10 protein-coding genes are annotated in these 15,157 nt (G+C 70.5%); 5 read left to right on the top strand and 5 right to left on the bottom strand.

What is annotated here, in order from left to right:
* Positions 1–5 precede the first annotated feature (5 nt).
* A complete protein-coding gene (locus G398_RS0104085; protein WP_026852640.1) occupies positions 6–1,166 on the top strand; it encodes a D-alanyl-D-alanine carboxypeptidase/D-alanyl-D-alanine-endopeptidase in 1,161 nt (386 codons plus the stop codon).
* A gap of 55 nt (positions 1,167–1,221) precedes the next feature.
* Entirely contained in the window at positions 1,222–2,124 is a 903-nt protein-coding gene (locus G398_RS0104080; protein WP_026852639.1) for a DMT family transporter, read from the top strand.
* A 10-nt stretch (positions 2,125–2,134) separates the two neighbouring features.
* Here the strand turns inward: G398_RS0104080 and G398_RS0104075 are convergent, their stop codons facing one another.
* Genes G398_RS0104075 through G398_RS0104065 form a run of 3 tightly spaced genes read right to left on the bottom strand, consistent with a single transcriptional unit; the run spans position 2,135 to position 6,520 of the window.
* Positions 2,135–3,442 carry a carbohydrate porin gene (locus G398_RS0104075; RefSeq protein WP_043483499.1) on the bottom strand — a complete coding sequence of 436 codons (1,308 nt, stop codon included), beginning with the start codon at positions 3,440–3,442 and terminating at the stop codon, positions 2,135–2,137.
* Positions 3,443–3,462: 20 nt separating this feature from the next.
* A complete protein-coding gene (locus G398_RS0104070; RefSeq protein ID WP_043483496.1) occupies positions 3,463–4,761 on the bottom strand; it encodes an ABC transporter ATP-binding protein in 1,299 nt (432 codons plus the stop codon).
* 7 nt (positions 4,762–4,768) lie between these two features.
* Entirely contained in the window at positions 4,769–6,520 is a 1,752-nt protein-coding gene (locus G398_RS0104065; protein WP_026852636.1) for an ABC transporter permease subunit, read from the bottom strand.
* 294 nt (positions 6,521–6,814) lie between these two features.
* On the opposite strand from G398_RS0104065, the gene G398_RS16165 reads away from it, so the two are divergent.
* Positions 6,815–9,988 carry a serine/threonine-protein kinase gene (locus G398_RS16165; RefSeq protein ID WP_043483493.1) on the top strand — a complete coding sequence of 1,058 codons (3,174 nt, stop codon included), beginning with the start codon at positions 6,815–6,817 and terminating at the stop codon, positions 9,986–9,988.
* Here G398_RS16165 and G398_RS0104055 read toward each other — a convergent pair.
* Both G398_RS0104055 and G398_RS0104050 read right to left on the bottom strand, forming a co-directional pair.
* Positions 9,985–10,338 carry a hypothetical protein gene (locus G398_RS0104055; RefSeq protein ID WP_026852635.1) on the bottom strand — a complete coding sequence of 118 codons (354 nt, stop codon included), beginning with the start codon at positions 10,336–10,338 and terminating at the stop codon, positions 9,985–9,987. The genes G398_RS16165 and G398_RS0104055 overlap by 4 nt on opposite strands.
* A gap of 37 nt (positions 10,339–10,375) precedes the next feature.
* Complete coding sequence (locus G398_RS0104050) at positions 10,376–11,326, bottom strand: AAA family ATPase (RefSeq protein ID WP_084511966.1); 951 nt, start codon at positions 11,324–11,326, stop codon at positions 10,376–10,378.
* Between the two features lie 164 nt (positions 11,327–11,490).
* Between G398_RS0104050 and G398_RS0104045 the strand changes: the two genes are divergently transcribed.
* Complete coding sequence (locus G398_RS0104045; protein ID WP_026852633.1) at positions 11,491–12,639, top strand: thiolase family protein; 1,149 nt, start codon at positions 11,491–11,493, stop codon at positions 12,637–12,639.
* 34 nt (positions 12,640–12,673) lie between these two features.
* Positions 12,674–15,037, top strand: coding sequence for a 3-hydroxyacyl-CoA dehydrogenase/enoyl-CoA hydratase family protein (locus tag G398_RS0104040; protein WP_043483490.1), 2,364 nt, complete (start codon positions 12,674–12,676; stop codon positions 15,035–15,037).
* Positions 15,038–15,157: the final 120 nt, after the last annotated feature.

Here is a 15,157-nt window from a genome sequence, read left to right as displayed (position 1 = left end):
GCGCCATGCGGCCGCTCGCCCTGACCCTCGCCCTGTCCCTGCTCTCCGCCCTGCCATCGGGGGCCCAGGGCTTCCGCCCCTGGGTGCGGAGCCTGGAGGCCCGCGGCATCGCGGTGTCCGCGGGGATCTGGGACGTGGACACGGGGAGGGCCCTGGAGCGCCATGACGACGCCGTGGCCCTGGTGCCCGCCAGCACCACCAAGGTCGTCACCACCTACGCCCTGCTGAAGACCCTGAAGCCCGACAGCACCATCGAGACCGAGGTGTGGGGCGACCTGAAGGACGGCGTGGTGCAGGGCGACCTCACTTTCAAGGGCGACGGCGACCCCCTCCTCACCAGCGAGCGCATCTGGATGCTGGCCCAGTCGCTGAAGCGGCTCGGCCTCCAGCGCGTCACGGGGACCATCCGCCTCGACCAGAGCGCCTTCGACGCCCAGCGGCAGCCCCAGGGCTGGGAGAACACCTCCGCCGACGCCCTGCCCGAGGTGCGGGCCCTGTCCGTGGACTTCAACCGGGGCGAGAACGGGCGGCCCGTGGCGGACCCCGACCGCCTGGCCCAGGAAACCATCCTGCGCATCCTCCAGGAGACGGGCATCACCGTGGAAGGCCGTCCCGGCGGCAACGGAAGTGGAAGTGGACCCGCCGTCCCCCGCAAGCTGGCCACCTGGACCTCGCCGCCGCTGCGGGCCCTGGTGCAGGACATCAACAAGTGGTCCAACAATTTCATGATCGAGATGCTCACCCGGCGCTACGGGGCGGGTTCCTGGCCCCGGGGCGTGCAGCGGATCCAGGCCTTCTACCAGACGGCTTTCAACCTGGGTCCGGAGGCCATCCAGATCACGGACGGCTCCGGCCTCAGCAAGGACAACCGCCTGTCCGCCCGCACCCTCGCCATCATCCTGCGGGGGGCCTACCACGACTTCGAGGTGGGCTCCGAGTTCGTCTCCTCTCTGAAGATCATCGGGGGCGAGCCCTGGAAGCTGCGGATGAAGGACCCCAACCTCACCCGCCGCGTGCGCGTGAAGACCGGCCACCTCGACCGCGTCATGAGCCTCTGCGGCTACCTCCAGACCCTCGACGGGAAGGTCCGGGTCTTCGCCATCCTGCTGAACGGGCCCGCCCGGGACGAGGACGTCTGGGAGCAGGTTTCCCGCTGGGCGAACTGACCGGATCGGCCGGGGCCCCTTGCGGGCCGGTCCGTCCGGCGGCGATGCTGGAACCATGGATGAGATGCGGGCGGGGACGCCGGATCCGAGAGGCCTGGCGGCCCTGATCCTCGGGGCTTCGCTCCTGGGGTTCGCGGCCATGCTCGTGCGCTGGGCGGCGCCCGCGGGGCCGCTGGCGGTGGGCTTCTACCGCATGGCCATCGCCCTGCCGCCCGTGGCCTGGCTCGCCTGGCGGGCCCGGGCCTCCGCCCGGCCCGGCCTGGGCCGCGCCCGCGTCTGGGCCGGCGTGGCGGGCCTCTGCTTCGTGGGCGACCTCTGGATGTGGCACACCTCGCTCCACCACACCAGCGCCGCCAATGCCACGCTGCTGGTGACGCTGGCCCCCATCTGGGTGGCCATCGTGTCCGTCCTGTGGCTGGGCGCCCGCCTGCGGCGCCGGTTCTGGCTGGGTGTGTTCCTGGCCCTGGGCGGGGCCCTCATCCTGGGGCTGGCCAAGGGGGCCCGCTGGGGCACCGGGCTGGGCGAGCTGCTGGGGGCCCTGGCCTCCCTGGCCTACGGCGCCTTCACCCTGGCCCTGGGCCGCGCCCGGCAGGAGCTCAGCGCCCCGGAGGCCCTGTTCTGGGTGGTGCTCTGGTGCGGCTTGGGATTCGGCCTCCTGGGCCTCGCGCAAGGGGAGGCCTTCACGGGCTACCCCGCCCGGGCCTGGTGGGCCCTGGCGGGCCTGGGGATCGTGGTGCAGGTGGTGGCCTGGTGGTTCATCACCTGGGGCATGGGCCACGTCTCCACGAACATGGGCGCCATGGGCCTCATGACCCAGCCCGTGGCCACCGTCATCCTGGGGTGGTTCCTGCTGGGGGAATCCGTGAAGCCCATGCAGGGCCTGGGCACCCTGCTGGTGCTGGCGGGCATCGCCGCCTGCGCCTTCGCGCCGCCGGTGACGGCGCCGGGCAAGGGGTGAGCCCCGTCCGTCAGAGCTGCAGGTGGAGGCGCAGGCCGTAGAGGGTGGCCGGGCCCCGGTCATGGTTGAAGGCGAGGTTCTCGAAGCGCTGGGCCTCGAGGCTGAGGGAGCCGAAGGCGCCGAGGGCCACGGCGTAGTAGACGTCCAGCACGCGCTCGGCCGCGTAGGCCAGGCGGCCGTCGCCCACCATGAAGCCGTAACCGCCCGCCGCCAGGTAGTCACGGTGGTCGCGGTTGAGCCCGTTGGCCGCGAAGCCGAGCCCGGCCCGGTCTGCGCTGCGGCCCCAGGCCCGGGCGTTGGCGGACAGGCCCATGGACAGGGTGCGCTCCACTTCGGTGAAGGCCCAGGATTCGGTCCTGCCGTCGTTCCAGCCCGCCCGCAGAAAGAGGCCCAGGTCCGGCGTGACCGCCTGCTCGGCGTTGAGGCCGAACCCGTGCTTGACGCGGCCCGGCGCGCGGGTGGCCGTCACGTCCGGGGCGGCGGGAGCCAGCGCGAGGGCCTCCCGGTAGGACCCCATGCGCGCGTGGTTCTGGAAGGCGAGCAGGCGCAGGGCGCCCTTCTGGCCGCCGAGTTCGTGGTCGTGCTCCAGCTCGATCACCTCGCCGTGGGCATGGCGGACCTCGTGGTCCAGCTCCAGCTGGTTCGCCTCCTTCGGCTCCATGAGGGACCCGGCCCGCAGGGCCCAGTCGTCGTGGAGCCACTCCAGGGCGAGCCCCCAGGTGTAGCCGCGGGTATCCGCCGGATAGTCCCAGGCGGCGTTCGCCCACAGGCTCCAGTTGTTGAACTGGGTGCGGGCGTCGTGGCTGTAGGTGTTCCCGTCGAAGATGTCCGTTCCCGACAGCTTGCCGGCCGTGAGCGCCACGCGGCGGCGGCTCTGGCGGGTGGCCGCCTGGTTGGGACCGTCTTCCACGGCCTCCAGAGGCCCGTCCAGGTTCCAGGTCTGGCGCAGGAAGAGGCGCGCCAGGCCCACCTTGAGCGTGGGGCTGTCCACCCGGTAGGTTTCCCCGTTCGGGGGCGCCGCGAGGCCCAGCACGCGGCTGACCCCGGCGCCCGCGAAGGCTTCAGCGTTGGCGTAGAGTTCCGCGCCCTCCCACAGCCGCCGGCCGATGAAGAAGGTGGTCGTGTACGAACCCCGGACCTCCCGGCGATCCTGGAGGCTGTTATCGCCGGCGTAGGGGGCGTTGAACCCGCCGTGGCCCTGCAGCTGGTAGGTGAGCTGGGCGTGGAGGGACCAGGGCGAGTCTGGGCCGGCCTGCGACTGGGCCGCGAGAGCCGCTGGCAGGCAGAGCAGGGCGAGGAGGCGGGGTCGCTTCATCATGGGGCGGTCTGTCGGGAGGGCTATTCGGGCGTGAGGACGCCGCGTTCCTCGCGGTAGGCGAAGAGTTCCCCGAAACGGCCCCACGCGACGAGGGTCTCGAAGGTCTTCTCCGGATCCTCCATGGGCAGCCGGGTGGCCAGTTCCTGGAGGAGGGTCTCCTCGGAGAGCTCACCCTCCTCGAGGTGTATCATCTCCTGCACCACGCGGAACAGGCGCAGCTCCAGGAGCTGGGCCCGCCAGATGTCCTTGCGGTCGTCCATGTTGGCGTTCACGAAGCGCTTGCCGAGGGGCGTGAGCAGGACGCCGCGCTTGGGCGTGTCCACCAGGTCCAGCATCTCGGCGGCCTTCACCGTGGTGAGCACCTTCTCGAAGGCGACGTGGGTGTGCGAGGCCACCTGGAAGAGGTCGCTGGTGCCGCCCTGGGTCTCCAGGAACTCCAGCAGGCCCAGGATGTCGCCGCTCTGGGCCTGGGGCAGGGGCTCCACCTGGTCCTCCTGGGAGGCGGCGCTGGGAATGGGGGCGGTGACCTGGACGTCGGGCCGCTCGGCGCTGGTGAAGATGTCGTGCAGGTGGTCCACCAGCTTCATGAATTCCGCAGAGCGGCTGTCCCGGGGGCGCGCCATGGGCACGTCCACGATGGTGCGCAGGGTGCCGGGACTGCCGGAGAGGATGGCCACCCGGTCGGCCATGAGCAGGGCCTCGCGGATGGACTGGCTCACCATCACGATGGCCGAGGGGTTGCGCTCCTTGTCGGCCCAGATGTCCATGATCTCGGCGCGGAGCGCTTCCGCCGTGAGGGCGTCCACCTGGCTGAAGGGCTCGTCCATCACCAGGATCTCCGGATCCACGGCCAGGGCCCGGGCCACGCCCACCCGCTGCTTGGTGCCGCGGGAGAGCTCCCGGGGGAAGGCCTCCTCGAAACCCTCGAGACCCACCTTGCGGATGGCCTGGTGGGCCCGCTCCCGCACCTCGTCCTCGGGGAGGTCCCGGGCCCGCAGCACCACGCGCACGTTCTCCTCCACCGTCATCCAGGGGTAGAGGGCGAAGCTCTGGAACACCATGGCCACGCCGGGGTTCAGGCCCTCCAGCCGCTCGCCGTGGTGGCGCACCTCGCCCTGGGTGGGGGGCATGAGGCCCGCCAGCAGCCGCAGCAGGGTGGACTTGCCGGATCCATTGGGGCCGATGAGGCAGAGGATCTCGTCCGGGCGCACGTCGAGCCGGATGTCCTCGAGCACGCGCTGGACGCCGCCGCGCGGGGCGGGGAAGCGCATCTGCACGCCGCGCAGCTCGCAGATGGGGGAGGTGTAGGCCTGCTGCATGTCCACCTCAGCGGTTGAGGGCGTAGCGGGTCTCGGCCAGGCGGTAGAGGGGCACCCAGACGAGGCGGTTGAAGAGGACGACCAGGGCAGCCATGAGCAGGGCACTGGCCGCCAGGTGGGGCATGGAGCCCTGTTCCGTGGCCAGCACCACCTCGGCGCCGAGGCCGAAGGTCCGGAGCGTCTGCTGCTTGGCGGTGACGATCTCGGTGACGATGCTGGCGTTCCAGGCGCCGCCTGTGGCGGTCACCCAGCCGGTGACGAGGAAGGGGAACACGGCCGGGAAGTAGAGGTTCCAGCATCGCTTCCACAGGGACATCCGGTAGGCGGTGGAAGCCTCGCGCAGGTCCGCGGGGATGGCCTGGGCGCCCGCGATGATGTTGAAGAGGAGATACCACTGGGTGGACAGCACCATCAGCAGCACGCAGCTCACGCCCAGGCTGATGCCGACGGAACTGAACAGCAGGATGAGGGACGCGAAGATCAGGGAGGAGGGGAAGGAGGCCGCCACCTGCACCACGGACTGGAGGCGGCGGGACCACTTCGGCGACATGCCGATCCAGAGGCCCACGGGCAGGGTCCAGAGGGTGGCTAGGAACGTGGAGAGCAGCACCCGGGCCAGGGACGCCCCGCCGGCCTTGAGCAGGGTGACCCACTTGGCGCCGCTCACCTCCGCCAGCAGCCGCACGACGGAGATGCCCCCCAGCGAGAGCAGCCCGAGGATGCCCACCAGGGCGGACGCCGCCACCCAGGATCCCAGCCTCCCCGGCCGCTGGATCTCCTCGCGGGCCTTGCGGAGGATGAGGGCGGGGCGCGGCACCCGGCGCTGCAGCCGCTGGTTCCTCCGCTTCTCGAGCCACTTCAGGAGCCGGGAGCGCCGGAAGAGCCTGAGCAGCCAGTTGTCGCCCGGGTCCACCTCGGCGCCCTCGTCCACCTGGAAACGCTGGGACCAGGCCACCACGGGGCGCCAGACCAGCTGGTCCAGGAGCACCACCAGCACCAGCATGGTGAGGATGGCGTAGATCTGGGCGCGGGTGTTCCCCTGCTCCACCGCGGTGTTCATGTACGAGCCCAGGCCCGGGAGCTGGAAGTTCTTGTTGCCCGCGCGGAAGGCCTCGGCGGACATCAGGAAGAACCAGCTGTTGGCCACGCTCACCATGGAGTTCCACACCAGGCCCGGCGTGGCGAAGGGGATCTCCACCCAGCGCAGCTTCTGGAGCCAGGTGAACCCGTAGAGACTGGAGGTCTCCTCCAGCTCCTTGGGCAGGGTCTTGAGGGACTGGTAGAAGCTGAAGGCCATGTTCCAGGCCTGGCAGGTGACGATGAGCAGCACCGCCGACAGCTCGAGCCCGATGTTGCTGTGCGGGAAGAGCGTGAGCATGAGCAGCAGCACCGGCGGCAGGAAGGCCAGCAGGGGGACGCTCTGGAGGATGTCGAGGATGGGCACCAGGATCCGCTCCGCCCGGGGATCCTTGGCCGCCCAGTAGGCCACCACCAGCGTGAAGGCCAGCGAGACGATGTAGGCGGCGATGGCGCGGATCAGGGAGAGCAGCAGGTATTTGGGCAGGGCCAGGGCGCCGAGGGCGATCTCCACCGTGGGCCGCTGGACGGAGGTCCATTCCTTCCCCACCAGCCAGAGCGCCGCCAGCGTGCCCACGAGGGCCGCGAGCACGAGCAGGTCGATCCATCGGCGGTGCCGGATGGGCGCCGTCAGCAGGTTCATCGCCTGGCCCCAGACAGTGTCGAGGAAGCGGTGGATCATGGCCGGTCCGGAGGAGCGGATGGGGCGCGGCCAGGCGCGCCGCCATCCCGTTCAGGGGGCGGATTCGGGGGAGCCGGGGTCTCGCGTGATGGCCGCCTCAGCGGGCGGCGTACCACGACGGAGGCTCGGCGAGGTCGGCTTGTCGTCCCATCGAACCTCCTTTCCGGCGCCAGGGCCATGGCCAGTCTGACCCCGGGCCGGGCCCCGGTCAACACGGGAAGCGCTTCACCTGCGGCCGCAATGGGGGCACCATGATCGGTTCATCGAGGAGCGGAATCGTGCGGAACGGCAGCCATGGCGACCGCTGAGGAGCGGGTGCTGGCCTTGGCCGTGGCCCGCGGGTTCCTCGAGCCCGGCGACATCAGCGGCCAGCTGGACGACCTGGTGGCCTCCGGACGCCTGGGCGAGGCCGATCGCCGCATGCTGGAGCAGGAACTGGCTGACCTGGAGGCCGCGGAGGCGGACCACTGGTCCATGGAGATCACCGCCCAGAGACCCGGGTTGCCCGATGGCCCGGCCACGGGGGAAGGCCCCGGGACGGGGCCCCCGACGCCAGGTCCGGAGGCGTCCGTCCCCCCGGCCGGGCTCCGGCAGAGCGGGATCTTCAGGGCCCGGACCCTCGAGCGGTGGGGGCGGTTCGAGGCTCTGGAGCTGCTCGGCGAAGGGGGCATGGGCCGGGTCTTCCGAGCCACGGACTCCCGTCTCCGGCGCGTGGTGGCCCTCAAGTTCCTCCGGCGGGACGATCCCGCACTCCTGCAGCGGTTCGTCCAGGAGGCCCAGCTCCAGGCCCGCATCGACCACCCCAACGTCTGCCGCGTGCACGAAGTGGGCGAGTGGCGCGGCCAGCCCTACATCGTCATGCAGTTCATCAACGGGGAGACGCTCCTGAAGGCCGCGTCCACGCTGTCGCTGGAGGCGCTCCTGCGGCTCATGACGGAGGTCTGCGAAGGCGTCCACGCGGCCCATCGCGTGGGCCTCATCCATCGCGACCTGAACCCCGCCAACCTCATGATGGAGCGGCTCGAGGACGGGCCCACCCGGGCCTGCGTGCTTGATTTCGGGCTGGCCCGGGGCCTGGAGGGCGGCCGGTTAACGGAGACTGGGCAGGTGATGGGCACCGTCAGCTACATGTCTCCCGAGCAGGCGCGGGGGATGGCGGGCCTGCTGGACCGTCGGTCGGATGTCTATTCCCTGGGCGCCACCCTCTACGAGCTGTTGACCGGGTACCCGCCCTTCGGGGGGGAAGGACTCGACTGCATGGCGCGCATCGTGAAGGACGACCCGGTGCCGGTCCGGAGGCACGTGCCCACCATTCCGCCGGACCTCGACACGGTGGTGCTCACCTGCCTCCAGAAGGACCCGCGCCGCCGGTACGCCACCGCCCGGGCGCTGGGGGAGGACCTCCAGCGCATCCTCGACGGCGAACCCATCCAGGCCCGCGCAGCCACGTCCGTGGAACGGATGGTCCACTGGGCGCGGAAGCGCAAGGCCCTCGTGGCGGCCTCCGCCGCGGTCTGCCTGTCCATTGCGGTCTTCGGCGGGCTGGCCGTGCGGGAGCGGCTGCGCGCCCAGACCCGGGCCGCCCACGCCCAGCAGTTCGGTCAGGCCGCCGAGCGCATCGAGGCCCTGGCCCGCTACCTGCGGATCCAGCCGGCGCGGGATCTGACCCGCGACCAGGCGGATCTCAGGGCCCGTGTCGAGGCCCTGTCCCAGGAGGTCCGGGCCGCGGGGCCGCTGGCGGAGGCGCCCGGCGCCTATGCGCTGGGGCGGGCACGGCTCGCCCTGGACGATCCCTCCGGTGCCCGGACCCAGCTGGAACGGGCCTGGGCCCTGGGCTTCCGGACCCCTGAGGCGGCCCATGCCCAGGGGCGGGCCCTGGCTGCGATCTACCAGATCGAACAGGGGAAGGCCTACGCGCTGCCCGACCCGGACCTGAGGCAGCGGCGGCTGGAGGAACTGAAGCAGGCGCTGCGGATTCCCGCCGCCGACTGGCTGCGGCGGGGCGCCCAGGCCAGCCTGGAGCCTCCGCCTTTCCGCGCGGGGCTGCTCACGCTGATGGAAGGGCGCCCGCAGGAGGCGGTGCAGCTGGCGCGGGAGGCCCAGGCCCAGGCTCCCTGGTTCTACGAGGCTCTGCGGCTGGAGGCGGAGGCCTGGCTCGCCCAGGCCCACCTCGCGCAGGAGGAACAGATCACCAGGCCCGCCCTGGCGGCGGCGGGACGGGCCCTGGCCGAGGCCGAGCTCCGGGCCCCCTGCGATGTGGACCTCCTCCGCCTGGACCTCCGGCGCTGGCAGGAGGCCGTGGCGCTGGGCTGGCAATCGGGGGCGGACCCCCGGGGGCCCGTCCTGGCCCAGGTGGCCGTGGCGGACCGCTGGACCCAGCTGGAGCCCTCTGCTGCCGAGCCCCTGGCCTGGCGGGCGCGGGCACGGGGGGAGATGGCCCGGTACCTGGCCTATCGGGAGAGCGACCCGGGGGCCTGGCTGGCCCAGGCCGGAACGGACGCGGCGGAGGCCCTGCGGCGGGACCCCGATGAAGTCGAGGCCTTCACGGCCCGGGCCTCCGTCCTGCGCACGGAGGGGTTCCGCCTGTTGAGCGCGGGGGCGGATCCCTCCCAGCGCCTGAAGGAGGCCATGACTGCGGCTGATCGGGGCCTGCAGCTCGATCCAGGGCACATCGTCCTGATGAACATCCGCAATTCCGCCCTGCTCGCCTGGATCGACCACACCCGCCTGAAGGGCCTCTACCGCCGCGACGCGGTGGCGCCGTACCTGCAGCAGGCCCGGGCCACGGCGGAGGCGCACCCTGAGGATGCGTACTACCAGTCGAGCCTGGGGGGCGTGGCCCAGGCCATGGCGAAGGCCAGCCTGGCTTCCGGGGGGGATCCCGCCGCCGACGCGGAGGAGGCGGTCCGGGCCTACGAGGCGGCCCTGAAGACCCAGCCCGGCCACGTGGGGTTCCATCGGGGCATCCTCATCGCCCGGGCGGTCCAGGCCAAGGCCCTGGCGCGGGATGGACGGGATCCCGAGGGTGTGGTGGACCTGGCGCGCACGGCCTTCCACCGCGCCCGGAAGGCCCGGGTCCCCCTGGCGACCCTGACACCCTACCTCATGGAGGCGCTCCTGGCCGCCGCCACGCAGGCGCAGGCGCAGGGCCGGGATCCCGGTGGCTACCTGGACGAGGCCGGCCAGCTGCCGGTCAAGCAGGGCGGCAGCGCGGAAGATCCCGTCGAACCGGGCGCCATCCGGCTCCGCTACCTGGCGCTCCTGCTGCGCACAGGGCACCGGCCCCAGCCCCCGCGCCTGCGGGAATCAGGGGAGGACCTGGCCCGGTCCCTGGTCAGGCTGAAGCCCGTGGATCCGGGGTTCTGGCTGGCCCTGGCCCAGTTCCGCGAGGCCTGCGGCGACCAGGCAAGCGCTGCGCAGATCCGGGCCAGGGGCAGGGCCCTGTACCCGGGCTGGCGGGACTACTAGCCGTTCACGGGATTCATGAGGCTCTTCGAAAGGTAGGCCGGCGTGGTCCCGTCCGCTTTGGGGTGGTTCCAGATCTGGTTCACCACGGCCGGGGTCATGGGGAGGTGCGGCTGGTCGCCGATGATCGGTCCGCCGTGCGGGAAGTGATGGAGGAAATCCTCCCGGCTCATCTGCTTGCCCTCGGCCGGGCCGCCCTTGTCGTAGAACTTGCCGAAGACCTCCACGGCCCGGTCGCTCCACACGAGCGCGTCGCAGATCTTCGGATCGATGGTGTGGACCCGCGTGGTGCCGTCGGGCATGAGGAGGTTCACGGTGATGCCGGTGATCCGGGGGCGGGGCGAAGCGGTCATGGGGGATCTCACTGGGTGGCGTGGGCGGCCGATCGGCTCAGGGCCGCGGCACGGCCTGGAGCAGCTGGGCGATGACCTGATCCGTGGTGGCGCCGTCGGCCTCGCTCTCGAAGGTGAGCAGCAGGCGGTGGCGCAGCACGTCCGGGGCGAGGTCCACCACGTCCTGGGGCAGCACGTGGTCGCGGCCCTGGAGGTAGGCCAGGGCCCGTGTGGAGGCCTGGAGGGACAGCGAGGCCCGGGGGCTGGCGCCGCAGCGGAGCAGCTCCTTGCCCTTCCAGGGCTTGCCGTGGCCGGGCCGGGTGGCCTGCACCAGCTTCACGATGTAGGTGCGGATGGCGTCGTCCAGGCGCACCTTCTGGGCCTCCCGGCCCGCGGCCAGCAGGGTGGGGCCGTCCACCACGGGATTCACCTCGTCGCCGTTGAGGTGGGCGCGACGGAGGACTTCCACCTCATCCTCGGCCCTGGGGTAGTCCACCCGGAGCTTGAAGAGGAACCGGTCCATCTGGGCCTCAGGCAGGGGGAAGGTGCCCTCCTGCTCCAGCGGGTTCTGGGTGGCCAGCACGAGGAAGGGATCCGGCAGGCGGAAGCTGTCCTCGCCCAGTGTCACCTGGCGCTCCTCCATGGCCTCCAGCAGGGCCGCCTGCACCTTGGAAGGCGCGCGGTTGATCTCGTCGGCCAGCACCAGGTTGGCGAAGATGGGCCCGCGCTTGGGCGTGAAGGTGAGCTGCTTGGGATCGAAGACCAGGGTGCCCACCACGTCGCTGGGCAGCAGGTCCGGCGTGAACTGGATGCGGTGGAAGCTGGTGTGGCTGGCGGAGGCCAGGGTCTTGATGGTGCGCGTCTTGGCCAGGCCCGGCAGACCCTCCAGCAGCACGTGGCCGCGGCAGAGCAGGGCCACCAGCAGGCGGTTCAGCAGCTGGGGCTGGCCCACGATCACCTTGCGGCATTCGGCGAGCAGGGGTTCGAGGGAATGGGCGGTCTGGGCCATGGGGGATCCTGGGACTCCTCCCATCTTGCCTGGATCGAGGCGCCACCGGAATGCCGCATTGACCCCTGGTAGGTCGTCATGACCCACGGTAAGTGCTTACGGGCTCTGTGGCCGGTGCTAGGCTCCTCCAAACCCCGATCCCAGTCACTTCCCATGGAGGACCCATGCGATCCGCAGTCATCGTCGAAGCCAAGCGCACGCCCATCGGCCGGGGCGTCAAAGGCGCCTACGCCGCCACCCGCCCGGAGCAGCTGGGCGCGGTGGTCATCGAGGCCATCAAGCCCCAGCTGAAGGACTGGTCGGGGCTGGAGGACGTCCTGGTGGGCTGCGCCATGCCCGAGGGCGAGCAGGGCATGAACATGGCCCGCCTCATCAGCTTCCGCGCGGGCCTGCCCATCACCGCGGGCGCCGCCACCGTCAACCGGTTCTGCGGCAGCAGCCAGGAGACCATGCTCATGGCTGCCCGGGCCATCGCGGCGAACCAGGGCGACCTCTTCCTCACCGGCGGCGTGGAGAGCATGTCCAAGGTACCCATGATGGGCTTCAACCCCAGCGTGGATCCCTACATCACCGAGCACTATCCCGAGGCCTACTGCTCCATGGGCATCACGGCCGAGAACCTGGCCAAGGAGTACAAGATCACCCGCAAGGAGCAGGACGAGTTCTCCTTCCAGAGCCACCAGAAGGCCGCGGCCGCCTGGAAGGCCGGCAAGTTCGAGAAGGAGATCGTCCGCTTCGAGACCAAGGGCCTGGACGGCAAGCCCGTCACCCTCAAGCAGGACGAGTGCGTGCGCGCCGACACCAGCGTCGAGAAGCTGGGCGAGCTGAAGCCCGCCTTCCTGGCTGACGGGAACGTGACCGCCGGCAACAGCTCGCCAGTCACGGACGGCGCCGCCTTCCTGCTGGTGATGGAAGAGGGCCTGGCCAAGTCCCTGGGCCTCAAGGCCCGCGCCCGCATCATCGGCGGGGCCGTGGCCGGCGTGGAGCCGGACCGCATGGGCATCGGCCCCGTGCCCGCCGTGAAGAAGGTGCTGGACCGCTTCGGCCTCAAGCTCGACCAGATCGACGCCATGGAGCTCAATGAGGCCTTCGCAGCCCAGAGCCTCGCGGTCATCCGCGAGGGAGGCTACGACATGGCCAAGGTGAACGCCTGGGGCGGCGCCATCGCCGTGGGCCACCCCCTCGGCGCCAGCGGCGCGCGCATCCTGACGACCCTGCTGAACCGCCTCGAGACCGACGGCGGCAAATACGGCATCGCCACCATGTGCATCGGCGGCGGGCAGGGCATCGCGTCCATCATCGAGAAGATCTGATCCAACCACGCGAATCGACATCAGGAGGTTGGACATGACTATCAAGAAGATCGGAGTGCTCGGCTCGGGCGTGATGGGCTCGGGCATCGCGGCGCACGTCGCGTCGGCGGGCTGCCAGGTGGAGCTGCTGGACATCGTCATCGACGAGGCGGCGCCGGACAAGCTGGCGGAAGGCGCCCTGGCGGGCCTGGCGAAGTCCAAGCCGGCCCTCGCCATGCACGCCTCGTACCTCAAGAAGATCCGGCCGGGCAACCTGCGCGATCACCTGGACCGCCTGGCGGACTGCGACTGGGTGGTGGAGGTGGTGAAGGAGGACCTGGCCATCAAGCGCGAGTTGTACGGCCGGCTCGAGGCTCACCTGAAGCCCGGCGCCTGGGTCAGTTCGAACACCTCCGGCATCCCCCTCAAGCTGCTGGTCGAAGGCCGTGGCGATGCCTTCCGCAAACACTTCGTCATCACCCACTTCTTCAATCCGGTGCGCTACCTGCGCCTGCTGGAGTTCGTGAAGGGGCCCGAGGTCGACGAGAAGGAGGCCCAGGCCTTCCGCACCTGGCTGGAGGAGGCCCTGGGCAAGGAAGTGGTGCCCGCCTACGACAGCCCCACCTTCATCGGCAACCGCATCGGCATCCACAGCATCATGGCCACCCTGCAGCTGGCCCTGAAGGAGAAGATCCCCTTCGAGGTGCTGGACTCGGTGCTGGGCGACGCCGCGGCCCGGGCCAAGAGCGCGGCCTTCCGCACCGCGGATCTGGCCGGCGTGGACATCCTCGCGGCCACCGCCAAGAACGTCTACGACCTCTGCCCCAACGACGAGGTGCGCGACGTCTTCAAGTTCCCGGACTTCCTCCAGTACATGCTGGACAACAAGCTCCTGGGCAACAAGACGAAGCAGGGCTTCTTCAAGAAGGGCCCCAAGGACGCCAAGGGCAAGAAGACCTTCCTGGCCCTGGATCCCGCCACCCGCGAGTACGTGCCCCAGGTGAAGCGCGACTGGCCCATCCTCAAGGAGCTGAAGGGCATCGACGACGCCGCCGAGAAGGTGAAGACGCTGCTCACCAGCGACACCGAGGCCGGCCGCCTGGCCTGGCGCTGCATCGCGCCGAATCTCACCTACGCCGTGAACCGGCTGGGCGAGGTGACGGACGGGCCGCTGAATGTGGACCGCGCCATCAAGAATGGCTTCGCCTTCGAACTGGGGCCCTTCGAGACCTGGGACACCCTGGGCGTCGAGCGGGTCGTGGCCCGCATGAAGTTCGAGGAACTGCCGGTGCCGCCACTGGTCGAGCAGATGCTCGCCAAGGGTGTCACCAGCTTCTACCGCTGGGAGCACGGCGTCCCCGTGGCGCAGCTCAACCCGAAGACCCTGGCCCACGACGCGATCCTCGAGGACAAGCGCGTGATCATCCTCAAGCGCGAGGAGGGCCGCGGGAAGGTCGTCGCCGAGAACGGCAGCTGCCAGCTCTTCGACCTGGGCGACGACGTGGCCTGCCTGAGCTTCCACAGCAAGATGAACGCCCTCGACGACGGCATCATCATGCTCATGGAGGACACCATCCAGAAGCATGTGCCGGGCCGCTTCAAGGGCCTGGTGGTGGGCAACCAGGGCCAGCACTTCAGCGCCGGCGCCAACCTGGTGATGGTGCTGAACGCCGCCAAGGACAAGCAGTTCGACCAGATCGAGGAAGTGGCGCGGCGCCTCCAGTACGCCGGCCGCATGCTCACCTACGCGCCGTTCCCGACGGTGGCGGCCCCCTTCAACCTGGCCCTGGGCGGCGGCTGCGAGATGACCATGGCCTGCCAGCGGGCCGTGGGCCACGCCGAGCTCTACATCGGCCTGGTGGAAGTGGGCGTGGGCGTCATCCCCGCGGGCGGCGGCTGCCTCCAGATGCTGCTGCGCATGGAGGACGCCCTGGCCGCCAAGAACCAGCTGGGCCCCATGCCCAAGGTCAAGGCCGCCTTCCAGTTCATCGGCACCGCGAACGTGAACACCAGCTTCGACGAGGCCCAGCGCAACGGCTACCTGCGCCGCACGGACCGCCGCGTCATGAACAAGGCCTTCCTGCTGAACGAGGCCAAGCAGGAGGTCCTGAAGATGGCCGCCGACTTCCAGCCTGTGAAGGAGCGCACCCTGCGCCTGCCGGGCCGGGGCGGCAGCGAGGCCCTCAAGATGGCCGTGAAGGACTTCCAGCTCCAGGGGCTGGCCAGCGAGCACGATGCCGTCATCATGGGCGAGCTGGCGAACATCCTCTGCGGCGGCGACGTGAGCCTCGTCCAGGAGATCACCGAGGAGCGGATCCTGGAGCTGGAGCGGCAGGCCTTCGCCCGCCTCTGCAGCTATGAGAAGACCCAGGCCCGAATGGACGCCATCCTGAAAACGGGCAAGCCCCTCCGGAACTGAACGGAACTCCCGCCATGTTGTGACTTAAGCCGCCTTTTCCCGGGCGGCTTTTTTTTGGGTTGCCAGGTGTAGGGCAGGTCGGAACACTTGGGGCGGTCCACATCGGAACCAGACAATCAG

This window comes from Geothrix fermentans DSM 14018 (genome assembly GCF_000428885.1).
GTDB classification, from domain to species: domain Bacteria; phylum Acidobacteriota; class Holophagae; order Holophagales; family Holophagaceae; genus Geothrix; species Geothrix fermentans.
The sequence above is the reverse complement of the archived record's forward strand: the minus strand, read 5'-3'. Positions and strand labels throughout refer to the sequence as shown.

Coding starts and splice junctions, on each gene's coding strand:
- G398_RS0104085 (WP_026852640.1), top strand. CDS start 6: ATGCGGCCGCTCGCCCTGACCCTCGCCCTGTCCCTGCTCTCCGCCCTG.
- G398_RS0104080 (WP_026852639.1), top strand. CDS start 1,222: ATGGATGAGATGCGGGCGGGGACGCCGGATCCGAGAGGCCTGGCGGCC.
- G398_RS0104075 (WP_043483499.1), bottom strand. CDS start 3,442: ATGATGAAGCGACCCCGCCTCCTCGCCCTGCTCTGCCTGCCAGCGGCT.
- G398_RS0104070 (WP_043483496.1), bottom strand. CDS start 4,761: ATGCAGCAGGCCTACACCTCCCCCATCTGCGAGCTGCGCGGCGTGCAG.
- G398_RS0104065 (WP_026852636.1), bottom strand. CDS start 6,520: ATGATCCACCGCTTCCTCGACACTGTCTGGGGCCAGGCGATGAACCTG.
- G398_RS16165 (WP_043483493.1), top strand. CDS start 6,815: ATGGCGACCGCTGAGGAGCGGGTGCTGGCCTTGGCCGTGGCCCGCGGG.
- G398_RS0104055 (WP_026852635.1), bottom strand. CDS start 10,338: ATGACCGCTTCGCCCCGCCCCCGGATCACCGGCATCACCGTGAACCTC.
- G398_RS0104050 (WP_084511966.1), bottom strand. CDS start 11,326: ATGGCCCAGACCGCCCATTCCCTCGAACCCCTGCTCGCCGAATGCCGC.
- G398_RS0104045 (WP_026852633.1), top strand. CDS start 11,491: ATGCGATCCGCAGTCATCGTCGAAGCCAAGCGCACGCCCATCGGCCGG.
- G398_RS0104040 (WP_043483490.1), top strand. CDS start 12,674: ATGACTATCAAGAAGATCGGAGTGCTCGGCTCGGGCGTGATGGGCTCG.